The organism is Rhizobium beringeri (assembly GCF_004306515.1).
Classification (GTDB): domain Bacteria; phylum Pseudomonadota; class Alphaproteobacteria; order Rhizobiales; family Rhizobiaceae; genus Rhizobium; species Rhizobium beringeri.
In genome coordinates, this window is sequence record NZ_SILG01000001.1 from 110,830 (window position 1) to 132,969 (window position 22,140).

The 22,140-nt window shown below is 62.3% G+C and carries 21 protein-coding genes; 9 read left to right on the forward strand and 12 right to left on the reverse strand.

What is annotated here, in order from left to right; translation table 11 throughout:
* Window positions 1-86 precede the first annotated feature (86 nt).
* The 3 genes from pyrC to ELH03_RS00605 all read left to right on the forward strand — a co-directional run bounded on the left by pyrC (window position 87) and on the right by ELH03_RS00605 (window position 3,231).
* Entirely contained in the window at window positions 87-1,133 is a 1,047-nt protein-coding gene (gene pyrC / locus ELH03_RS00595) for a dihydroorotase (RefSeq protein ID WP_128411962.1), read from the forward strand.
* A gap of 180 nt (window positions 1,134-1,313) precedes the next feature.
* Entirely contained in the window at window positions 1,314-2,492 is a 1,179-nt protein-coding gene (locus ELH03_RS00600) for a GGDEF domain-containing protein (protein WP_130765853.1), read from the forward strand.
* Window positions 2,493-2,694: 202 nt separating this feature from the next.
* Entirely contained in the window at window positions 2,695-3,231 is a 537-nt protein-coding gene (locus tag ELH03_RS00605) for a glyoxalase superfamily protein (protein ID WP_128400856.1), read from the forward strand.
* Between the two features lies 1 nt (window position 3,232).
* Here ELH03_RS00605 and ELH03_RS00610 read toward each other — a convergent pair whose 3' ends face one another.
* The 3 genes from ELH03_RS00610 to ELH03_RS00625 form a co-directional block, all read right to left on the reverse strand.
* Complete coding sequence (locus ELH03_RS00610; protein WP_128400857.1) at window positions 3,233-3,874, reverse strand: glutathione S-transferase family protein; 642 nt, start codon at window positions 3,872-3,874, stop codon at window positions 3,233-3,235.
* Between the two features lie 501 nt (window positions 3,875-4,375).
* Entirely contained in the window at window positions 4,376-4,873 is a 498-nt protein-coding gene (locus tag ELH03_RS00620) for an anthrone oxygenase family protein (RefSeq protein WP_197727691.1), read from the reverse strand.
* Window positions 4,861-5,685: an NmrA family NAD(P)-binding protein gene (locus ELH03_RS00625; protein WP_130765854.1), complete on the reverse strand. Its 825-nt coding sequence runs from the start codon at window positions 5,683-5,685 to the stop codon at window positions 4,861-4,863. The genes ELH03_RS00620 and ELH03_RS00625 overlap by 13 nt, the downstream gene beginning before the upstream one ends.
* A 101-nt stretch (window positions 5,686-5,786) precedes the next feature.
* On the opposite strand from ELH03_RS00625, the gene ELH03_RS00630 reads away from it, so the two are divergent.
* From ELH03_RS00630 to ELH03_RS00640, 3 genes are all read left to right on the forward strand, one after another.
* Entirely contained in the window at window positions 5,787-6,440 is a 654-nt protein-coding gene (locus ELH03_RS00630; RefSeq protein WP_128411966.1) for a TetR/AcrR family transcriptional regulator, read from the forward strand.
* A gap of 75 nt (window positions 6,441-6,515) precedes the next feature.
* Window positions 6,516-7,205 carry an orotate phosphoribosyltransferase gene (locus ELH03_RS00635; protein ID WP_128400861.1) on the forward strand — a complete coding sequence of 230 codons (690 nt, stop codon included), beginning with the start codon at window positions 6,516-6,518 and terminating at the stop codon, window positions 7,203-7,205.
* Window positions 7,206-7,266: 61 nt separating this feature from the next.
* Window positions 7,267-8,193 carry a carbohydrate kinase family protein gene (locus tag ELH03_RS00640; protein WP_128411967.1) on the forward strand — a complete coding sequence of 309 codons (927 nt, stop codon included), beginning with the start codon at window positions 7,267-7,269 and terminating at the stop codon, window positions 8,191-8,193.
* A 350-nt stretch (window positions 8,194-8,543) separates the two neighbouring features.
* Here ELH03_RS00640 and pgi read toward each other — a convergent pair whose 3' ends face one another.
* Together pgi and ELH03_RS00650 are read right to left on the reverse strand one after the other, a co-directional pair.
* Window positions 8,544-10,169 carry a glucose-6-phosphate isomerase gene (gene pgi, locus ELH03_RS00645; protein WP_128400863.1) on the reverse strand — a complete coding sequence of 542 codons (1,626 nt, stop codon included), beginning with the start codon at window positions 10,167-10,169 and terminating at the stop codon, window positions 8,544-8,546.
* A gap of 178 nt (window positions 10,170-10,347) precedes the next feature.
* On the reverse strand, window positions 10,348-12,048 hold the full coding sequence (locus tag ELH03_RS00650) for a long-chain fatty acid--CoA ligase (protein ID WP_128400864.1): 1,701 nt from the start codon (window positions 12,046-12,048) through the stop codon (window positions 10,348-10,350).
* Between the two features lie 247 nt (window positions 12,049-12,295).
* Here ELH03_RS00650 and ELH03_RS00655 point away from each other — a divergent pair, with 247 nt between their 5' ends.
* Window positions 12,296-12,688: a PRC-barrel domain-containing protein gene (locus ELH03_RS00655; RefSeq protein ID WP_018072361.1), complete on the forward strand. Its 393-nt coding sequence runs from the start codon at window positions 12,296-12,298 to the stop codon at window positions 12,686-12,688.
* Window positions 12,689-12,738: 50 nt separating this feature from the next.
* On the opposite strand, the gene ELH03_RS00660 is transcribed toward ELH03_RS00655, so the two are convergent.
* The 7 genes from ELH03_RS00660 to ELH03_RS00690 form a co-directional block, all read right to left on the reverse strand.
* Window positions 12,739-15,192, reverse strand: a complete 2,454-nt coding sequence (locus tag ELH03_RS00660) for a glycoside hydrolase family 2 protein (RefSeq protein ID WP_128411968.1) — start codon at window positions 15,190-15,192, stop codon at window positions 12,739-12,741.
* An 88-nt stretch (window positions 15,193-15,280) separates the two neighbouring features.
* Complete coding sequence (locus ELH03_RS00665) at window positions 15,281-15,676, reverse strand: VOC family protein (protein ID WP_075226108.1); 396 nt, start codon at window positions 15,674-15,676, stop codon at window positions 15,281-15,283.
* Window positions 15,677-15,724: 48 nt separating this feature from the next.
* The gene (locus tag ELH03_RS00670) at window positions 15,725-16,474 is read right to left on the reverse strand and encodes an ABC transporter permease (RefSeq protein WP_128400866.1); all 750 of its coding nucleotides are present in this window, start codon (window positions 16,472-16,474) and stop codon (window positions 15,725-15,727) included.
* A complete protein-coding gene (locus ELH03_RS00675; RefSeq protein ID WP_047617122.1) occupies window positions 16,471-17,415 on the reverse strand; it encodes an ABC transporter ATP-binding protein in 945 nt (314 codons plus the stop codon). Before ELH03_RS00675 ends, ELH03_RS00670 begins: the two co-directional genes overlap by 4 nt.
* The gene (locus ELH03_RS00680; protein WP_128400867.1) at window positions 17,412-18,578 is read right to left on the reverse strand and encodes an ABC transporter permease; all 1,167 of its coding nucleotides are present in this window, start codon (window positions 18,576-18,578) and stop codon (window positions 17,412-17,414) included. Before ELH03_RS00680 ends, ELH03_RS00675 begins: the two co-directional genes overlap by 4 nt.
* 83 nt (window positions 18,579-18,661) lie before the next feature.
* Window positions 18,662-19,570, reverse strand: a complete 909-nt coding sequence (osmF, locus tag ELH03_RS00685) for a glycine betaine ABC transporter substrate-binding protein OsmF (protein WP_130765855.1) — start codon at window positions 19,568-19,570, stop codon at window positions 18,662-18,664.
* A gap of 194 nt (window positions 19,571-19,764) precedes the next feature.
* Entirely contained in the window at window positions 19,765-20,040 is a 276-nt protein-coding gene (locus ELH03_RS00690) for a hypothetical protein (RefSeq protein WP_130765856.1), read from the reverse strand.
* Window positions 20,041-20,089: 49 nt separating this feature from the next.
* On the opposite strand from ELH03_RS00690, the gene ELH03_RS00695 reads away from it, so the two are divergent.
* Both ELH03_RS00695 and ELH03_RS00700 read left to right on the forward strand, forming a co-directional pair.
* On the forward strand, window positions 20,090-21,334 hold the full coding sequence (locus ELH03_RS00695) for a LysR family transcriptional regulator (RefSeq protein ID WP_130766695.1): 1,245 nt from the start codon (window positions 20,090-20,092) through the stop codon (window positions 21,332-21,334).
* Window positions 21,331-22,056, forward strand: coding sequence for a copper homeostasis protein CutC (locus tag ELH03_RS00700; protein ID WP_128400869.1), 726 nt, complete (start codon window positions 21,331-21,333; stop codon window positions 22,054-22,056). The genes ELH03_RS00695 and ELH03_RS00700 overlap by 4 nt, the downstream gene beginning before the upstream one ends.
* Window positions 22,057-22,140 lie beyond the last annotated feature (84 nt).

Here is a 22,140-nt window from a genome sequence, read left to right on the forward strand (position 1 = left end):
AGCTAAAGCGGGTCGCATGAATCAATTTCTATGCGGCCGGCTTTAGTGTTATCGAGACGGCAGACGCATCGCTTCGGAGGCCTGCCATGCAATCGATCACCATCCGCCGTCCTGATGACTGGCACCTGCATCTGCGCGACGGCGCCATGCTGGAGGGCGTGATCGCCGATACGAGCCGCACCTTCGCCCGCGCCATCATCATGCCCAATCTCGTGCCGCCGGTCGTCACCACCGCCGACGCCAAGGCCTATCGCGAGCGTATCCTCAAGGTCTTGCCGGACGGCCATCGCTTCCAGCCGCTGATGACGCTTTATCTGACCGAACATACCAGCCCCGATGACGTGGAGGAGGGTAAGTACAGCGGTCTCATCACCGCCGTGAAGCTTTATCCCGCCGGCGCCACGACCAATTCGCATGGCGGCGTGCGCGACATGGAAAAGGCGATGCCGGTGTTGGAGCGTATGGCAAAGATCGGCCTGCCGCTCTGCGTCCATGGCGAGGTGACGACGCCGGAGGTCGATATCTTCGATCGCGAGGCGGTCTTCATCGAGACCGTGCTCGATCCGCTGCGGCGGCGCCTGCCGGAGCTGAAGGTGACGATGGAGCACGTGACGACATCGGATGGCGTCGATTACATCAAGGCGGCCAAAGGCAATCTCGCCGGCTCGATCACCACCCACCATCTGATCATCAACCGCAACGCCATCCTCGTCGGCGGCATCCGCCCGCATTATTACTGCCTGCCGGTCGCCAAGCGTGAAAACCACCGGCTGGCCTTGCGCGCAGCTGCCGTCAGCGGTGACGCCCGCTTCTTCCTCGGCACGGATTCCGCCCCGCATGTCGATCCGCTGAAGGAATGCGGCTGCGGCTGCGCCGGCATCTATACCTCGGTCAATACGATGAGCTGCCTCGCCCATGTCTTCGAACAGGAAAGCGCCCTGGAGCGGCTCGAAGCCTTCGTGTCGCTGAACGGGCCGGCCTGGTACGGGCTGCAGCCGAACGAGGAGCGCATCACCCTGTCAAGGCAGGCCGAGCCGGTCGTCTTTCCCGCGAGGATTGAAACCGGCGCCGGTCCGGTGACGGTGTTCGATCCGATGTTTCCCCTGCATTGGCAGGTGGTGCAGCAGGCGTAAGCTTTCAGAATTCAATTTTAAATAGAATATTCATCTTAAAGTTCGGCGCGACGTTAAACGCGTAACATTTGCATTGTGCAGTGCATCATTTGTTAACGGATGCATAAGACATTCCTCGTCGCGGAGCCCATAAGCTACCAACATCATCCGGCGCGATACTAGCTGCGGAGACTGAAAAGCATGACGCTTGACTACAACTCCCTCTTGTTGGCGCTCGGCGTCTCCGCGGCATGCTTGGCCGTCACGCTGATGGGCGGTTGGATTGTCCGCCGGGCGGAAACAGTGCTGCTCACCGCCACCGTCGGCCTGGTCCTCGTCGTCAGCGGCATTTTCGTCTACAGCGCCTATGTGAACAGGCCGGAGACATGGCTGGGCGTCGCCAATTTCGTGCTGTTTCATGCCGGTTTTGCCACCATCTGGGGCGCCGGCAAACAATTCCTCACCGGCCGCCTGTCCATCCCGGCCATCGCGATCCGGGCGCTTGCCGCGATGGTCTTCTCCATCGTGCCGATGCTATCGGGATATGACGGCCTGGCCTTCATCGCCGACAACCTCGCCATCGCCCTTTTGCTCTTTGCCACCGCCCGGCAATATTGGCTCGCCCGCGCCGAAGCACCCGCGCCGCTCCTCGGCATTACCGCGCTCTATACGCTGACGGCGATCTCCTTCGTCCTCTGCGCCGCCGTGCTGATCTCCGACGGCAAGCTGGTGCTCGGCAAGGCGCCCAGCAACTGGGCGGAAGATCTCAGCCTCGCCGTCTGCATCGCCGGCATGACCGGGATCGGTGCGCTGTCGCTGGCGCTGCATCAATGGCGGCTCGCTGCCCGCCACCGTCTCGATGCGATCACCGATCCGCTGACCGGCCTGCTCAACCGCCGCGCCCTGTTCGACGCGTACGGCATGCGCCCGATGGGCACGACCACCGCCGTCATCGTCTTCGACATCGACCATTTCAAATCCGTCAACGACCGCTTCGGCCATGCCGCCGGCGACCGCGTGCTCAAGGTCTTCGCCGGCGAACTCGCGGCCAGCTGCCGCACCGGCGACACCGCCGCCCGGCTCGGCGGCGAGGAATTTGCGCTGGTGCTGAAGGAGATCATGCCCGGCCGGGCGGAACTCACGGCCGAGCGCATCCGCCGGGCTTTCGAGGCGCGCGAGATCCATATCGATGACGAGGTGCTGACATGCACGGTCAGCGTCGGCGTCGCGCCCGGCCGCTCGAAGCCGCAGGATTTCGACGCCATGCTGAGCGCCGCCGACAAGGCGCTTTATGTCGCCAAGCGCGCCGGCCGCAACCGGGTCGAGCTTGCCGGCCACCTGCAGGCCGTTCCCGTCGAGGCAGCGCGCACCGCGTCTTGATCGCCGAGCGATCCTCTCATACTATCGCCGTCGGCCGGATGCGGCCAGCCGCCCCGCGACGCTCGAGTTTGATGTTCTGGCGTTATGGTGAATGCATCCAGACAACATCCTTCACATCCTTGCCGTTTGGCGATCGATGGCGAACGGGTCAGCAGACGCGGGCACTGATCTTCCTGTTTGCCGTCAACGGAAGGATGACATCATGCGCGATTTTCGCGATGCCAAGCTCATGGCAAAGACATTGCGGCAGGCCCTGGCCGACCGCGACATTTCGCTCACCCACAGCGAAACGCTCGAAATCGTAGCCCGGCAGTTCGGGCTCGATCAATGGAATATCCTCTCGGCCAAGATTGAGGAGGCCGCCGCCTCCCGCTCGGTCGTCGGCATCGAGCCGCCGATGCCGATCTTCCGCATCTTCTCGGTCGAAAAGGCCATGGAATTCTATTGCGGCTTTCTGGGCTTCCATCTCGATTGGGAGCACCGCTTCGGCGAAAATTTTCCGCTCTATTGCCAGGTCTCTCGTGACGGCATGGCGCTGCACCTGAGCGAACATTCCGGCGACGCCAGCCCCGGCGCCAAGGCCTTCGTTCGCGTCGCCAATGTCCGGGCCTATCACGCCGAACTTGCCGGCAAGGATTACCGATACATGAAGCCCGGAGTCGAGGAAGCGCCGTGGGGGCTGGAGATGACCGTCACCGACCCCTTCAGCAACCGCATCGCCTTTTGCGAGCAGGCATAGTCTACAGTACCGCGCCGGCATCGGAATGCGGGTCGATGCTATAGGGATAGACCGGATAATCGGCCCCGATGGCATCTCGAACGCGCTCAGACCAGGCGACGAAGGCGGGATAGGCTGCGAGAGAAAACCCGCAATCCTCGACCCGGTGGCTATAGGCGTAAACGGCGATATCCGCGATCGTCAGCTGCTGGCCGACAAGAAACAGGTTGTCGCTGAGGCCGCGATCGATGGCGGCAAGCGCGCGGGCTGCGGCTTCGCGCTTGCCCGCGACCATGCTCTGGTTACGCTCCAGCCGTCCCGTCAACGTCCAGAAGCGCAGCGAGCCGATGACCGGCTCGACATGATATTGTTCGAAAAACAGCCATTGCATGACCTTGGCGCGCCGATAGTGATCTGACGGCAGGAAGCGCGTGCCCTCGGAGAGGAAAGTGAGGATCGCATTGGATTCGGCGATCGCACGCCCGTCGTCGAGTTCGAGAACCGGGATGGCGCCCACCGGATTGAGTTTCAGAAACGCCTCGGCGCGGCTCTCGCCCTCGAAGATCGAGACGATACGGCTGCGATAGGGCATGTCGAGCAGGCCGAGCAAAACCCTGACCTTCCAGCCATTTTGCGACGGCAGATAATCGTGAAGTGTGAACATGACGGTCCTTTCGCTGCAATCGGCTCAACGTCGCATGCCGCCTCGAAACCAACCACCCGATTCCTGCCTGTGACGAGCACAGGAATGAGGGTGGGTGAGCGCCTATCTGATGGAGCACCCCACGCGCCATCTGCTGCACCGGCGACGAATTTGGCTGGCGAGATTTCCTCGTTATAGGATGCGACCTTTCCGCAGAGTTTTGCTCGCGGCAATGTCTGCAGGGAGGAACAAAATGAAATACGTTTCAGTCTTGATTTTAACGCTTCTGTCGATTTTTTTCGGATGGTTATTCTATGAAAGGTACTGGAAATTTCGAGATTGCATATCTCAAGCATTATCCAGTTGCCTCACTCCTGACGGTGACAATCTCACGCAAGGCGGCTCTCTGTGGGCTGGTCTGGCAGGGTTGCTCTTGTTGCTTGCTCTGATCTCAGCTTGGCGCGTTTTCCGAAGCCGGGATGCTGGCAAATAGCTGGGATAGGCTGCTCCTCCGCTTGCTTCTCAGACGATCATCAGCGCCCGCACGAAGGCGACCGAGGTCAGCAGCGAGGCGATCGTCCTCACATGGTTCCACCATGTCCAGTCCCTGACATAGCTGGTCCAGAGCTGAACCGCTTCCGGCCCGTTGCCGGCGACCTTCGCCAGCGCATCGTTCATCGGCACGTTGAAGACGATGGTCGAGACGAAGGAGGCGAAGACGTAGAGGGCTGCCCCGGCCAGCATCAGAAAAGATGCCCCGCCGCGCCAGTCGATCAGGGCAAGCACGGCGATGACGATGCAGAGGATCGCTGTCGGCACGAAGAGGCCCATGAAGGGCGAGCGGACGATTGTCACGTTGATCGAGTTCATCGCCGCGATGCCTTGCTCTGCCGGAATCCGCGAGAAGGCGGTCATGATGAAAGTCGAGAAGGCGAAGAAGATGCCGGCGACAAGGCCGCTGCCGATCGCCGCAGCGACGAGGGAAAGGATGAGAATGATCTGCATGGTCAGGCGCTCCATATTCCGGTTGCCGCGGTCCGGCGGGCATATTCGCTGAAATCGGTGGCGGGGCGGCCAAGAATTTCGGCGACACCGCCCATCACGTTGGAATTTCGCCCATCGAGTACCTGGCCGAAGAGCTCCTCCAGAAGATCGATCAGACCCTGCGGCAGGCCGGCATCCGCAAGCCCGCGGGTGAAATCCGCCATCGACACCTGCTGATATTCGATCGGCCGCCCAGCGGCCGCGGCGATTTCGCCGACCGCCTGGCGGAAGGTCAGCGCCCGAGGGCCGGTCAACTCGTAGGTCTGGTTGCGGTGGCGCGGATCGGTCAGGGCGGCGGCGGCGACATCGGCGATGTCGTCGGCATCGATGAAAGGTTCGCCGATCTCGCCCGCCGGCAATTGCAGCCTGCCGCCAATGATCTGCTCGACAAAGGCGCCCTCGCTGAAGTTCTGGCAGAACCAGGAGGCGCGCAGGATGGTGGTGTCAATGCCGGACGTCGTCAGCGCTGCCTCGCTGCGCTGCGCGCTCTCTTCGCCGCGGCCGGAGAGCAGCACGATATGCTCAAGGCCGCAGTCCACCGCGACCTTGGCGAGTGCTTCGATCGCCTCTGCCGCCCAGGCGACGGCAAGGTCCGGCTGGAAGGCGACATAGGCGCTCGATGCGCCCTCAAGCGCGGCGCGCCAGGTCGACCTGTCCTCCCAGTCGAAGGGACGTGCGCTGGAGCGCGATGCCGCGCGAACGGTGAGGCCGCGCGCTTCCAGACGCTTGATGATGCGGCCGCCGGTCTTTCCCGATCCGCCGACGAGGACGATTTCGGAATCCTGCATGTCAAAACTCCTTCCAAATTTTGCAAACAAGAGAAACTCTCTCATTTGCAAAATGAGATAATCTCTCTTATTTTGTTTGTCAACGTGGAAAAGGAGAGAGCATGTCGGAACAGCCGGTCGCAACGCGCAGGCGCCAGCAGGAATCTACCGGCCAGCTGCGCCGCATCCCCAGCCAGCAGCGCGGCCGCGACCGCTTCGAAAAGATCCTCGTGGTTGCCTCGCAACTGATCGAAAGCCATGGCAGCGACGGCTTGAAGATGAGCGAGATCGTCGAAAAGGCCGGTCTTTCCTTCGGCGCCCTCTACCAATATTTCCCCGACAAGACCTCGATCATCCGCACATTGGCCGAGCGCTTCAACGAAGAGGGCAGGCGGTGCGTCGAAGAGGAATTGGCGAAGGTGACCGACGCTGCGGCCCTGCAGGGCGCGCTCGCCAATATCGCCGATGAATATTACGCCTTCTTCCGCCGCGAGCCTGTCATGCGCGACATCTGGCATGCGACCCATACCGACAAGCTGCTGCAGCAGGTCGATGCCGAGGACATGGAATTTCATGCCCAGGCATTTCTCACCGTGCTTGTCCGTCTATGGCCGGATCGCGACCGCAAGGAGCTGCTGGCGATCGCGCGGCTGACAATGCAGCTGCTTGCCGCTGGCGTGCGTTATGCCGTTTCGCTCGATGCGGAGGAGGGCGCCCAGGCGATCGCCCTGTTCAAGAAGATGCAGATCGCCGATATCGGCCGTCTGCTGCGATAATGAGCGCGCCTTTCGTCTGGAAACGTCGGGCTCTTGCTGCTATTCCCGCAAGGATCCAAGCCGAAGGAGAGCCGCATGATCCAGACCACATTTCCCGATCGCGCCGTGATGGCCGAATTGCTGGCCAAGATGCTCTGGGAGATCAAGGCGGTGCATTTTAATGCCGCCCAGCCCTATAAACTCTCCTCCGGCATGGCGAGCCCGGTCTATATCGATTGCCGCAAGCTGCTCTCCTTCCCGCGCATCCGCTCGACGGTGATGGATTTCGCCGCCAGCACCCTGCTGCGCGATGCCGGTTTCGAGCAGTTCGATTGCATCGCCGGCGGCGAGACCGCCGGCATTCCCTTCGCCGCCCTGCTGGCCGACCGCCTCGGCCTGCCGATGATCTATGTCCGCAAGCAGCCGAAGGGCCATGGCCGCAATGCCCAGATCGAAGGCAACATGCCGGAAGGGTCGCGCGTGCTCGTCATCGAAGACCTGACGACAGCAGGCGGCAGCATGTTCAAGTTCATCGATGCGGTCCGTACCGCCGGCGGTATCGTCGATCACGGCATCGCGCTGTTTTTCTACGGCATCTTCGGCGAACAGCGCTTTGCTGACGGCAAGGTCAGGCTGCATCACATCGCGACCTGGCGTAATGTTCTCGCCGTCGCCAAGGAGCAGAAGCTCTTTGACGACAAGACGCTGTCGGAAGTCGAGGCCTTCCTCGATGCGCCGCTGGCCTGGTCGGGAAGGAATGGTGGGGTTAGTGAGCTTTCGCTCTAGCTATTGACAAAAGCTCGCTTAATCGGTTGATGAACATATCAGTGCTGTTGGGAGGAATACGATGATTTTGTGCTGCGGCGAAGCCTTGATCGACATGCTGCCGAGGGACACGACCCTCGGGGAAAAGGGCTTTGCGCCCTATGCCGGCGGCGCGATCTTCAACACCGCAATCGCGCTCGGCCGCCTCGGCATCCCCACCGCCTTCTTCACCGGCATTGCCGATGACATGATGGGCGAAATCCTGCTCGAGACGCTGAAGGCCAGCAATGTCGATTACAGCCCGTGCGCCATCACGCCACGTCCGTCGACCATTGCCTTCGTCAAGCTGGTCAACGGCCAGGCGACCTATGCCTTCTACGACGAGGGTACGGCCGGCCGGATGATCACCACGGCCGACCTGCCGGATCTCGGCGACGATTGCGAGGCCTTGCATTTCGGCGCAATCAGCCTGATCCCCAGCCCCTGCGGCGAAACCTATGAAGCCCTGCTCGACCGCGAAGCCGCTCGCCGCGTCATCTCGCTCGATCCGAATATTCGTCCGGGTTTCATCAAGGACAAGCCGTCGCATATGGCCCGCATCAAGCGCATGGCCGGCAAGTCCGACATCGTCAAATTCTCCGACGAAGACCTCGAATGGTTCGGCTTGCAGGGAGACCATGATGCGCTCGCCGCCCATTGGCTGAACCACGGCGCCAAACTCGTCGTCATCACCAAGGGCGCGGAAGGTGCTTCCGGTTATACCAGGGAGCGCAAAGTCACGGTCCCGAGCCAACGCGTCACCGTCGTCGACACGGTCGGCGCCGGCGACACTTTCGATGCCGGCATCCTGGCTTCCTTGAAGATGGACAATCTGCTGACCAAGCCTCAGGTCGCCTCGCTCGACGAAAAGGCACTCCACAACGCCCTGACCCTCGGCGCCAAAGCCGCCTCCGTCACCGTCTCCCGCGCCGGCGCCAATCCGCCCTGGGCACGTGAGATTGGGCTTTAAGGCTTAAGCCGCAACCTCTCGATTCCCTCTTCTCCCCAGCGGGGAGAAGGTGCCCGTAGGGCGGATGAGGGGGCCGGCGAAGCCAGTCTTCTGCGGCGTTTGCCGTTGGTTTGGCAGCATAGGATATGAGGTGAAGGGTGTGCCGTGAGGCCCCCTCATCCGCCTGCCGGCACCTTCTCCCCGAGGGGAGAAGAGGACATGCCGCGCTCTCTCCATTCCTCACTCACCTCTCGTGGGGCTCGTCCCCTCGCCCCGTTTAAGGGGGTCCATAGGACGGGTCGAGACGAGTGGCTCGACCCCGGTGGGGTTAGGGTGAGGGGCAACCCAATCCTGGGCAGACCCTTCAATACTTACTTCGCAAGCTTCGCCAGCGCAGCAACCAGGCCCTGCGTCGATGAATCATGCGATGCCGCACTCTCTTTGCCTTCGACGACCGGCAGCAGGCCCGTCGCCAGTTCCTTGCCGAGCTCGACGCCCCACTGGTCGAAGGAGTTGATGCGGAAGAGCACGCCTTCGACGAAGACGCGGTGTTCGTAGAGCGCGATCAGGCGGCCGAGCGCGTAAGGCGTCAGCTTGTCGTAGACGAAGGTGATCGACGGCCGGTTGCCGGTGAAGACGCGGTGCGGCGCGATGAAATCGGCCTTTTTGTCGTCCATGCCTTTGTCGGTCAGCTGCTTCTTGGCTTCTTCGAAGGTGCGTCCCTTCATCAGCGCTTCCGACTGGGCAAGCACGTTGGAGATCAGCAGCTGGTGCTGGTGGCGCAGCTCCGGCTCGAAGGCGTTGGCGGCGATCATGAATTCGGCCGGGATGATGCTCGTGCCCTGATGGATGAGCTGATAGAAGGCGTGCTGGCCGTTGGTACCGGGCTCGCCCCAGACGACAGGGCCGGAATTGCCCTCGACCGGCGTGCCGTCGATGGTGACACCCTTGCCGTTCGATTCCATGTCGAGCTGCTGCAGGTAGGCCGGGAAGCGCGACAGGCGCTGGTCGTAAGGCAGGATGGCGCGTGTGGGGTAACCGAGCACATTGCGGTGGTAGAAGCCGATCAGGCCGAGCAGCATCGGCAGGTTTTCGGTAATCGGCGCCTTACGGAAATGATTGTCGACGGCATGGGCGCCGTCGAGAAATTTGCCGAAATTCTCCGGCCCGACGGCGATCATCAGCGGCAGGCCGATCGCCGACCAGATCGAGTAACGGCCGCCGACCCAGTCCCAGAAGCCGAAGACGCGGGCACTGTCGATGCCGAAGGCGGCGACCTTGTCGAGCGCTGTCGAGACGGCGGCGAAATGGTGCTGCACGGCCGCTTCGCCGAGCGCCTTGGCGATGAAATTACGCGCCGTCTGGGCATTGGTCATCGTCTCGACGGTGGTGAAGGTCTTCGAGGCGACGATGAACAGCGTCGTTTCCGGCTGCACCAGCTTCAGGATGTCGGCGATATGGGCGCCGTCGATATTGGAGACGAAATGCGCGCGCGGGCCGTCATGGAAGGGGGCAAGCGCCAGCGTCGCCATGACAGGGCCGAGATCCGAGCCGCCGATGCCGATATTGACGACATCGGTGATCGCCTTGCCGGTCGCACCCTTCAGCGTGCCGGAGCGGACGTCGTCGGCAAACTTGCCCATGGCGGCAAGCACGGAATTGACGTCGGGCATGACGTCCTTGCCGTCGACCAGAACCGGCGTGTTGGAGCGGTTGCGCAGCGCGGTGTGCAGAACGGCGCGGTCCTCGGTGAAATTGATCGCCTTGCCGGAGAACATTTCCTCGCGCTTCTTCTCGACGCCGCCGTCTTCGGCGAGCTTCACCAAGAGCTTGAGGATGTCGTCATTCACTGCCGTCTTGGAAAAATCCATCAGCAGGTCGTCAAGCGAGACGGAAAAGCGCGAAAAGCGCTGCGAATCGGCGGCGAAGGCGGCACGGATATCGGTCGCCTTGGTGGCATCAGCGGTGCTTTTCAGCTGTTCGACGATGGCGTTCATGGGAGGCTCCTTTGGAGGCGGAAAGGTTGCGGAAACTATTCGCTTTATCACTCGCAAATCAAGTTCAGCCACCTGCCGAAATAGAAAAAAGCCACCCGCGGCAAGCGGATGGCCCTTAGAGCCTTCCTGGTCAGCTTCAATCTGACCAGGAAGGCTCTAATTCATCAGATCGTCAAATTCAGCCGCGCAGGTCCTTGCGCAGGATCTTGCCGACCGGCGACTTCGGCAGCTCGGTGCGGAACTCGATGAAGCGCGGCCGCTTGTAGTTGGTGAGGTTGGCGATGCAGTGGGCTTTTACCTCCGCTTCCGTCAGGTTCGGATCCTTCCTGACGACGAAGAGTTTTACCGCCTCGCCAGAATGCCCGTCCGGCACGCCGATGGCTGCGGCCTCGAGGATGCCGGCATGCATGGCGGCGACTTCCTCGATCTCGTTCGGATAGACGTTGAAGCCCGAGACGAGGATCATGTCCTTCTTGCGGTCGACGATCTTGGTGTAGCCGCGGTCGTCCATGAAGCCCATGTCGCCCGAGCGGAAGTAGCCGTCATCGGTCATCACTCGCGCCGTCTCCTCCGGCTTCTGCCAGTAGCCCGCCATCACCTGCGGCCCGCGGATGCAGATCTCGCCGACGTCGCCGAGCGGCAGCGAATTGCCCGCCTCGTCGCGGATGTCGAGTTCGGTGGAGGGAAGCGGCAGACCGATCGTGCCGGTGAACTCAGCCGAATCGAAGCGGTTGGCGGTGGCAACGGGCGATGTCTCGGAAAGGCCATAGCCCTCCGTCACGGCTGTGCCTGTCATCTTCAGCCAGCGATCAGCGACCGGGCGCTGCACAGCCATACCGCCGCCGAGCGACATGATCAGCGAGGAGAAGTCGAGCTTGGCGAAATCGGCATTGTTCATCAGCGCATTGAACAGCGTGTTGAGGCCGGGGAAGATATGGACCTTCGACTTTTCGAATTCCTTGACGAGACCGGGAATGTCGCGCGGATTGGCGATCAGGATATTGTGGGCGCCGAGCGACATGCCCATCAGCGAATTCACCGTCAGCGCGAAGATGTGGTAGAGCGGCAGGGCGCAGAGGAAATTCAGCACCTCCGGCTCTTTCTTGCGCTCGAAGGCCGATCGAAGCCAGAGCGACAGCTGCACCTTGTTGGCGAGCAGGTTCTGATGCGTTAGCACCGCGCCCTTGGCAACGCCCGTCGTGCCGCCGGTATATTGCAGGAAGGCGATGTCGCTGCCCGCCAGCGTGACCGGCTGGAGCTTTTTTCCCGCACCTTCGCGGAGCACCTGGCCGAAGCTCTTGTGCTGAGGGATCGACCAGGAGGGAACGAGCTTCTTCACCTTGCGCACGACGAAATTGACGATCAGCCCCTTCGGCCCGAGCATTTCCCCGAGCGAGGTGACGACGACATGGCGAAGGTCCGTCTTGTTGAGAACCTGCTCCACCGTGCGGGCGAAATTCTCCAGCACGAAGATCGCCTTGGCGCCGGAATCCTTCAACTGGTGTTCGAGTTCGCGCGGTGTATAGAGCGGGTTGACGTTCACCACCACCAGGCCGGCGCGCAGGATGGCATAGGTGGCAATCGGGTTCTGCAGCACGTTCGGCATCATCACGGCGACGCGGTCGCCCTTCTGAAGGCCGGTGCTCTGCAGCCAGGCGGCGACCTTGCGCGTCTGGCTTTCCAGTTCGCGGTAGCGCATCCCCCTGCCTATGCTGGAAAAGGCGATTCGGTCGGCGTAACGGGCGCAGGATTTTTCCAGCAGTTCGGCAAGTGAGGCATATTCCAGCGGCGGAATCTCTGCCGGAACGATATCGGGATAGGCGGCAAGCCAGGGCTTGTCCGGCCTGGCGCCATTTGGATGGACGGAAATGCTGTTCATCTGTCTCTCTCCCCTGCGGCCGCCGCGCCGACATCATTCGGCAGATAACCGGAAAGATCCTCCATCTTCCAGTCCGGCAGCTTATGCCATTGCCTGAATGGTTCAAGCCGAATGAAGCTATACTAACCTTGACGTAAACGTCAACATTCCGCCAGCGCGCGATCATGGAAAGGATGGGGAACTTTGAGTCCGCCATGACGTTGATCTTGCATACTCACCATGAGGAAACACCAAAAGGAGGTGCACAATGTTGAACCAGGATACTGACGCCACCCGCCGTGACCCGAATGTCAAGAGCACGCACTCGCTGATCGCCAGCGACCGCGTCGAAGGCACCCGTGTCTACGGGGCCGATGGCAGGCATATCGGCTCGATCGAACGCCTGATCATCGGAAAGCTCGACGGCCGTGTTGCCTATGCCGTGCTGAGCTTCGGTGGCTTCCTGGGCATCGGTCACGACCACTATCCGCTTCCCTGGGAAAAGCTGAACTACGACACCCAGCTGGATGGCTATCGCATCGACCTGACCAAGGAGCAGATCGAAGGCGCCCCGAGCTATTCGGACGATGACGACACCTGGTACAACGACAATGGCCGCCGGGTCTATGATTACTACGGCGTGCCGCCCTACTGGATGTAACGTCGTCCGATAGGCCGAGCTGGAAGGGCCCCGCGGCATGCGGGGCCTTTTTAGTGTTTGACAACAAGATCGTTGGCCGATCGCAGCACGGTGCCGACGACAATATCGTCTGCCACGATCGCCTTTGCCGTCTTGACCGCAAACACATGGCCCTCGCCGGGCAGCAGCGTCACCAGCATCGAATCGACAACGGCATCCGGATCCAGCCGATCGGCCATCAGGCAAAGATTCTTGAGGAAGTTTTGCGCCGTCACCTTGACCTCATATCCACCGTCGATCCCGACGACATCGACCGTCAGCTGCGGCGCCGGCAGAGCAAGCTCGATATCCTCGACGAAATAGTGGAAGGCGCGCCGGTCGAGCATCTCCACGACGATGAGCTCGTTCTTCGGTAAGTCGGGAGTGACGATATCCTTGGGCAGCGGAAACTCCTTTGCCTCGAAACGGTCGCAGAGCAGCCGCCAGAATTCGAATTCGGCAAGCACGGTGCCGTTGAGCGTCACGCGTTTGCCGCTGATCTTCGCCCGCCAGAACAGCGTCCGTTCATTGACGGCCACCGCCGCAAGCCCGCCGCCGCGCGGCTGGATCGTCAGCAGGCGCGGATCATAGGCTGCCTTCAGCGCATACCAGAGCGGCTTGCGGCGCCCGGCCGAATCAAGCGCTGCCCATGAGGTCACCGGCCAGCAATCGTTGAACTGCCAGACCACCGCACCCTTACAGACATTCCGATGCGAGCGCATGTGTTCGACGCCGAAGCGGATGGCGCGCGCCTGGTTGAGCTGGGTGGCGAAGTGCCAGTCGTCCATTGTCCGCGGCTCCGGCAGATGGCCGGACAGGCCGCGGATCAGCTTGTCATTGCCCTGCGTTGCCTTCTGATGGTGGAAGACGCCGTTCGATTGCGGCGTCAGCGGCGCGTCGTGCACGCTTTCTTCGATCGTTGCCCAGGCCGGCGGCGCCTGCCAGCCGAATTCGGAGCAGAAGCGCGGGATATAATTGCGATAGACCTCGTAGCCGACATCGTTCCACACGTCCCAGATATGTTTGCAGCCATGTGCGTCGGCATTGGGTTCGATTTCCATCGAGCCGGAATAGGGACTGCCGGGATAATAGGGCCGGTCCGGATCGAGCTCGACGCAGAGTTTCGGCAGCAGGTCGAGATAATAACCGAGGCCCCAGCTTTCTCCCGCCTTGATGATCGGCCGCCAGCCCCATTCGTCGAAACCCCAGATGTTCTCGTTATTGCCGTTCCAGAGTACCAGCGAGGCATGCGGCATCAGCCGCACGACATTGTCGCGCACCTCCGCCTCGACCTCGCTTCTGAGCGGCTCCTCCTCCGGATAGGCGGCGCAGGCAAAGAGGAAATCCTGCCAGACCAGCATGCCGGCGCGGTCGCAGGCCTCATAGAATTCGTCGGCTTCGAAGATGCCGCCGCCCCAGACGCGCAACATGTGGATATTGGCGGCCTTTGCCTCTTCGATCCGAGCGGCGTAGCGCTCGGCCGTCACCCGCGGGGGAAAACAATCGTCCGGAATCCAGTTCGCCCCGCAGATGAAGAGCGGTACGTCGTTGATGACGAAAGTAAAGGCCGAGCCATGTTCGTCGGCCGAGGTGTCGAGCCGCAGCGAGCGGAACCCGAGTTCCCGCTCATGAGCGTCGAGCAGATCGACGCTCCCATCGCCGATCAGCCGGAGCGTCATCGGATAGAGCGGCTGCGCGCCGAGATGGTGCGGCCACCAGAGCTGCGGCGAGGGGAGAGCAAGCTCGAAGGAAACCTCGTCTTCGCCGTCGGCGATCGCCACCGTCTTGGTCACGCCGCCGATTGCGGCGATGAGCCTCAACGGCGTCGTGCCGCCATGCCGCGCCAGCCTGGCACGCACTTTTACCAGCCCGTCGCCGCCGGCAAGTGTCGCCGACACCCGCGTTTCGGCAAGCCGCGCCCGATCCCAGCTTTCCAGCCGGACGGGCTTCCAGACGCCCGCCGTCACCAGCGTCGGCCCCCAGTCCCAGCCGAAATTGCAGGCCATCTTGCGCATCAGATTGCCCGGCCCCGGATAGTTGTTGGGACGGTAGCCGTAATGCTTTTCCATCTCCGCACCATAGGCGTAAGCCGAGCGGAAGGTGACGGTGAGTTCGTTCTGGCCAGCCTTCAGCAGCCGGGAAACATCGAAACGATAGGTGCGGTGCATGTTGAAGGTGCGGCCGATCTCTTCCCCGTTGAGGGATATCACCGCGATCGTATCGAGCCCGTCGAAGACCAGTTCCTGCACCCTGCCATCATCAGGCATCGCCTCGAAGCTGCAGCGATAGGTCCAGTCTGTTTTGCCGATCCAGTCACTGCTGATCTCGTTGACGTCGATATAGGGATCGGGGATCAGCCGGTTGGCGATCAGGTCGAGATGCACGCAGCCCGGCACCGTTGCGGGGATGGCGGCAGGCAGGCCGGGCCTTGCTGTATCGTTACAGGAGAGCGTCCAGCCGGAATTGAGCTCGGTCTTCTCGATCATGGGCGGGCTCCTAGTTCATGCCGCTCGAAGCTGTGGGATTATCGGGAGATTGGATGTGTGCCGCCGCAATCCGGCTCGGCACAATGCGTCAGAGAAACCGGCCGTGGCGCTGCAGCACCTCGATCTTGTAGCCATCGGGATCGCTGATGAAGAAGAACAGGCCGAAGAGCTTGCCGTCGCGGTTGAGCTCTATCAGTTCACCCGGATTGAGCCCGAGCTTCGACAGCCGCTCTCGCTCGACCGCCACCTCCTCGACCGAGGCGGCAAGATGGCCATAGGCATTGCCGAGGTCATAGGGCGCGGTCCGGCCCTTGTTGACGGTCAGTTCCAGCTCGAAGCCGGTCTCGGCATTGCTCATATAGATCAGCGTGAAGGTTTCGAAATCGACGCGGTCGGCGACCGAAAGGCCGAAGGCCCTCTCGTAGAATTCGACGGAGCGCGCCTCATCGAGAACGCGGATCATGGAGTGGATCATCTTCGCCAATTCTGCCTCCCTTTCTCATCCATCACGGCAGTCTTGGTACCCGTCCTCCTACGCCGCGCGCAAGCCGATTCTTCGGGTGATCGCCGCTTCGACGAGGCCCATGGCGTCATAGATCAGCACCGCCATCAGGCCGACGATCAGGCCGCCCTGCAGGATGAAGGCGGTATTGTCGGAGATCAGCCCGGCGATAATGACCTCGCCGAGGCCCTTTGCCGCAACCGTCGAGCCGATCGTCGCCGTGCCGATATTGATCACGGTCGCAACCTTCAGCCCTTCGAGGATCAGCGGCAGGGCAAGCGGCAGCTCGACCCGCAGCAGCCGCTGCGTGCCGTTCATGCCCATGCCGTCGGCGGCATCGAGCACCTGCGGCGAAACCTGCTTCAAGCCGGCGACGGTGTTTTCGAAGATCGGCAGCAGCCCGTAGAGAAAGAGCGCGATCAGCGTCGGCATGGCGCCGAAGCCGGTTGCGGGAACGGCCAGCGCCAGCACCGCGACCGGCGGAAAGGTCTGCCCGGCATTGGCGATGGCGCGCGACAGCGGCAGGAAGTCAGCCCCGCTTTCCCGCGTCACGAAGATGCCGCCGACAACGGCAAGCACGGCGCTGCAGACAATCGAGCCGATCACTAGCTGCAGGTGCCCGGCAGCCAGCGAGGCAAGACTGTTCTGCGTATAGACGGCAGGCGCATTGTTGTTGGTCAGCGGCGTGAGCAGGAAGGAGAGCCACTCCGTCCTGAACAGCAGGATCAGGAGCAGGGCGAGCGCCGCCAGGCGGAAGAGATTGGCGACGAAGAGCTTCATGCCTTGCGGCCCAGTTCGAGAAGCCGCGTCATCGAGATCGATCCCACAGGCGCCTTTTCGCCGTCCTGCACGGCCGCCTCGTCGACCCCCTGCCAGATCATCTCGGCCAGCGCATCACGCAGGCTGAGCGACTGCGGCAGGGCATAGGCGAGGCCATTCTTGGCCGGCTCCATGCTCTCCTTCAGCGGCAGCAGCGACATCAGCTTCAAGGCCCGGTCGGACGTCCCGGTCAATTGCTGGACGAAGGGATCGGCGGGTTCGGTGAGGATCTTTTCCGGCGTCGAGCATTGCAGCAACCTGCCCTGGCTCATCACCGCGATCTGGTTGCCGAGATGGAAGGCCTCGTCCATGTCGTGTGTGACGAGGATGACAGTCGTGCCGAACTGCTTCTGGATCGCCAACAGGTCGTCCTGCGCCTTGCCGCGGATGACGGGATCAAGCGCGCCGAAGGGTTCGTCCATCAACAGCAGCTCCGGCTCGGCGGCCAGCGCCCGGGCGACACCGACGCGCTGCTGCTGGCCGCCGGAGAGCTGGTGCGGATATTTGTCGGCAAAGGTTGCCGGATCGAGGTTGAAGAGCCCGAGCAGTTCCTCGACGCGTTTGGCGATACGGGCGGAATCCCAATCGAGGAGCTGCGGCACCGTGGCGATATTCTGCGCCACGGTCCGGTGCGGAAACAGGCCGTGTCCCTGGATGGCATAGCCGATCTTGCGGCGAAGCTCCGTCACTGGAACGTCCATCACATTCTGTCCGCCGACGAAGATCTCGCCTTCGGTGATCGGCACCAGCCGGTTGATCATCCGCATCAGCGTCGATTTGCCCGAGCCCGACGTGCCGACGATGACGGTGATCTCACCCTTCTCGACGCTCATCGAGACGTTGTCGACGACGGTGGCCGTGCCATAGCGCTTGGTGACGTTCCTGATCTCGATCATGGTCATGCGGCGGATCCCCGGATGCTGTCGATGACCGCATCGAGGATGACGGCCGATGAGAAGGCGAAGAAGACGGTCGGCACGGCGCCGAGCAGGACGAGGTCCATGGCCGTCTGGCCGAGCCCCTGGAAGATGAAAATGCCGAAGCCGCCGCCGCCGATCAGCGCGGCGATCGTCACCATGCCGATCGCTTGCACCAGCACGATGCGGATACCGGTGAGGATAACCGGGAAGGCGAGCGGCATGTCGATGCCGGTCAGAATCTGTAAGCGCGTCAGCCCCATGCCGGCCGCAGCATCGCGCACCGAGGGGTCGACGCCCTGAAGGCCGACGACGGTGTTGGCGACGATCGGCAGCAGCGAATAGAGCACCAGCGCAATCAAGGCAGGCGCCGTGCCGATGCCGCGGATGCCGATAGCGGCGGCGAGCGGCACATGGGTGGCGAGATAGCCGAGCGGCAGCATCAACAGGCCGAAGAGTGCCAAGCTCGGGATCGTCTGGATGAGGCTGAGCCCCTGCAGCACGATGGCGCGCAGCTTCGGCACCCAGAAGCAGAGGATGCCGAGCGGCAGGCCGAGAACAATGGCGATGGCAAGCGAGCCGAACGCCAGCAGCAGATGCGAGATCGCTTCGGTCTCGAACTGCGGGGCCCGCGTCGAGAATTCCTTCATGATCGAAAGGCTGTCGAGCAGGCCGGAGGAGAGCGAGATGAAGAGCAGCGCCGTATAGGCTGCAAGGGCTGCGACCCGCATCCAGGGCGCCAGCCGGATCTTCACCAGCGCATCTGATATCACCAGCCCGATCACGGCAAACAGCACCCAGAAGCCGCCGCCGGGCGTCATGCGCGCCACCGTGCTGCCGGGGGGCGTTGCCGCCGTCGAGACGAGGCCGATCGCAACGATCAGCGCCGCAAGGCAGAGTGTGGCGATGACAAGCCGCGCTATCGCATTGGTGAGGAACAGCGTGGCGAAGGCGGTGAGAAGGAGAAGCACGGTCAGGATGACGACGGAAGGCTGGGGAAGAAGCTGCATCAGCAGCATCGGCTTGCCGGCGGCGATGCGGTTCGCCTTCACGTAGATGAAGGGCATCAGTGCAGTCGCCGCGATGCCGCCGGCCACCAGCACCACGCCGAGCCGGTCCAGCCTGCGGACCGCTAAGGTTTCTTCCATTAAATCAACCCTGTCTGGCCAACATCAGCCCAACCCTATCAGCAAAGGGGGCTCCGCCCGCAATCGGGCGGAGCGAGCGATGACTACTTCAGGAAGCCTTTTTCCTTGAGATAGGCTTCGGCGACGGATTTTGCCGGCTCGCCGTCGACCTGGATCTTGGCGTTGAGCTTGCGCAACTCGTCGGCGGTCAGGCTCTTGAAGATCGGCGAGAGCACTTCCTCGATCTTCGGATTGGCCTTCAACACCTCTTCGCGGATGATCGGCGTCGGGGCATAGACCTGCTGGACGTTCTTGTCGTCTTCGAGAACGGTGAGTTCAGCCGCTTCGATGGCGCCGTCGGTGCCGTAGACCATGGCGGTGTTGACGCCGTTCGTCTGGTCGGCGGCCGCCTTGATCGTCGCCGCCGTGTCGCCGCCGGAGAGAACGACCATCTGGTCGGGCTTCAGCTGGAAGCCGTAGGTCGTCTGGAAGGCGGGAAGTGCACCGGCCGAATTGACGAATTCGGCGGAGGCTGCAAGCTTGGCGGCACCGCCGCCGGCAACCCATTTGCCGAAGTCCGTGAGGCTCTTCAGCTTGTTCGGGCCGGCAACATCGCTGCGCACGGCGAGGGCCCAGGTGTTATTAGCAGGCGACGGCGTCAGCCAGACGATCTTGTTGGCGTCGTAATCGAGCTTCTTTGCTAGCTCATAGCCTTGTTCGATGTTCTTCCAGGCGGCGTCATCGGCCTTGTTGAAGAAGAAGCCGGCATTGCCGGTATATTCGGGATAGATGTCGATTTCGCCGGCGGTGATCGCCTTGCGCACGACGGGTGTTGCGCCAAGCGCGATGCGGTCCTGCGTCTTGATGCCGTTGGCTTCGAGAGCGAGCGCAATGACGTTGCCGAGCAGCGTGCCTTCCGTGTCGATCTTCGACGAGACGACGACGTCGGCGGCATGGGCCGCGCCCGCCGCGAAGGCAGAGAGCGAAACGGCAAGTGCGAGTTTCTTCAGCATGGAATATCCCCTTGTTAAACACCGTTGACCTACAGCGCCGCACTTTCAGACGTGCAAGGACGCTGTAGCACTTTGAATTGCTGCATAATTTATCCCGAAATCGGTTCCGATTTCAGGAATTATGCAGTTGCCCAAGCCCTTGGCGGGAGGCTTGCGCGCAGGAAAATCCGCCGGCGAGGGCGACGAGGCCGCCATCATGCCGGAATTGCGTGCGTCATGGAAATAGCGTTCATGCCCGAAAAATCGATGCAAGCCCCCTCCAGTATTTGCGGTCGCGGCACGATTATGGCGGCGAATGCACCTCCGCGCGCGGAAACGCATTCCCTTTTCCAGGGCCGGCGCGATTTGTTTTTGTCCCCTTGCGTGTTTCCACGATGCTCCGGTGCTCTGTTGCGGATTCCCGCCGCCCGGATTTTTTCTGTGATCGAACGATAGCCCGCCTCTCCGGAGGCAGGGATATCTTTTTTCATGAACACATCATATCGTCCGGTTTTTCCAGCGCTTTCCGGAGGTGGCCGTTTGCATCTTGGTGCCCTGTTCATCGCAAGCCATGTCCTGACCTCCGGTTCGGTCCGCGAGACCGCGCGGCGCTTCCAGCTGTCGCCCTCCACCGTCTCGACGGCAATCCATAATCTCGAGATCGAACTGGCGATGAAGCTGACGGAACGCGCTTCCGGCGAGCTCGCGACGCTGATTGCGAGCGGCAGGGTGCTGGAAGGCCTGGAGCCGATCATGGCTGCGATCGCTGAGCTCGGCCAATGGGCCAGTCATGACGGCGCCGCCGCCGAGATCGAGGCCTGGGGATCCCGCATTCCCGTCAAGATCGTCACTATGGAGCGTTTTCTCGAAGTTGCCGACCAGGGCAGCATCAACCGGGCCGCCCGCCGCCTTCGCCTCGGTCAGCCGCAGCTTTCGCTTCAGCTTGCCAATCTTGAGAAATTTCTGAGGCACCGCCTGTTCGAGCGCCAGGCGCAGGGCTCGGTGCTGACGGAGGAGGGCAGGCGCGCCTACCAGATCTTCATGGCGATCAGCCAGGCGTGGAACGATCTCAAATCATCGGCCGACGAGCGTTATCGGCGCACCGCCCGGTCGCTGCGCATCGGCTCGATCATCCCGACCGGATCGGAAAGCTGGGTGGCGCGCTGCCTGGGATCGCTGGTCTCGGAATGGAATGTACGCCGCAACAACAATGCGATCTCGCTGGTCTCGATGACCGCCGACGATCTGCGCGAGGCGCTGAAGAGCGGCCGCATCGATGTCGCGATCCTGGACTCGGTGTTCGGGCTGGAAAACTTCCGGCATCGCGAATTGCTGCAGACCGACATGGTGGTGATCGCGCCGCCTGATAGCACCGAGACCAGCGTCGCCGATCTCGTCGCCGGCCACCCGATCTGCATGCCGAGCCCGCGCACCGGCCTCGGCCATGCGGCGATGGCCTTCAGCTACGAACGGGCACCCAACCGGCGCCTGCGTGGCCAGGATATCACCGCGGCGGATTCGCTGCCCGTCATCGTCGACCTCGTCGCCAATCACGGCTACGTCTCCTTCCTCGGCCGCGTCAGCGCCATGCCGATTGCCGACAAGGTGCGCATCGTCGATCTCGACGAGCATCTGCCGATGTCCTATCACGTCGCCTTCAACCATCGAAAAGCCGCCGCCGATGCCTGCACTGTCATCATCGAGGTGGCGGCGAGAATTACGTCGGAAACCGTCGCGCGCACCATAAGGCCGACGGACGCCGGAGCCAGGGAGACTGCAGCGTGACGATCTTGCTCGAAGTATGCGTGGACAGCGCCGAAGGCCTCGCCGCCGCGATCGAAGGCGGCGCTGGCCGTATCGAGCTCTGCTCGGCGCTGGAGCTTGGCGGCCTGACGCCGCTGCCGAGCCTCATGAGGATCGCCGCCCGAGCGCCCATTCCAGTCTACGCGATGATCCGTCCTCACGCCGGCCCCTTCATCTTCGACGGGGCAGACGAGGAAGCGATGATGATCGATATCGATGCTGTGCGCGCCGCGGGCCTTGCCGGTGTCGTCATCGGCGCCAACCGGCCGGACGGTACGCTCGACATGCCGTTGATCCACCGGTTGAAGGCGCATGCCGCGGGCCTCGGCTCGACGCTGCATCGCGCTTTCGATCTGGTGCCGGATGCCGATCAGGCGCTGGAGCAGGCGGTCGAGCTCGGCTGTGAACGCATCTTGACCTCCGGCTGCGCACTGAAGGCCGCCGACGGCCTCGAAACGCTGAAGCGCATTTCGGCAAAGGCGGCCGGCCGCATCGCGATCATGCCCGGCAGCGGCATCCGCCCGGCAAATGTCGGCGAGATATTGAAGGCGACCGGCGCCCGCGAGGTCCACGGTTCCTGCAGCTCGCCGGTCGAAAGCGCCGATCCGCGTGCTGTTGCCTTCGGTTTCGAGGCGAAGAGTACGAACAAGACGGATGTCGCCGCTGTGAGGCAGATGCGCAGGGCGATTGAGGCGGTGGGTTAGAATTTGTAGTCGGTCGAGCCACAGGTCTCGCCCCGTCCTTCGGGGCGAAAGAACATGCCGCGACCTCTCCGTTCCCCGCTCGCT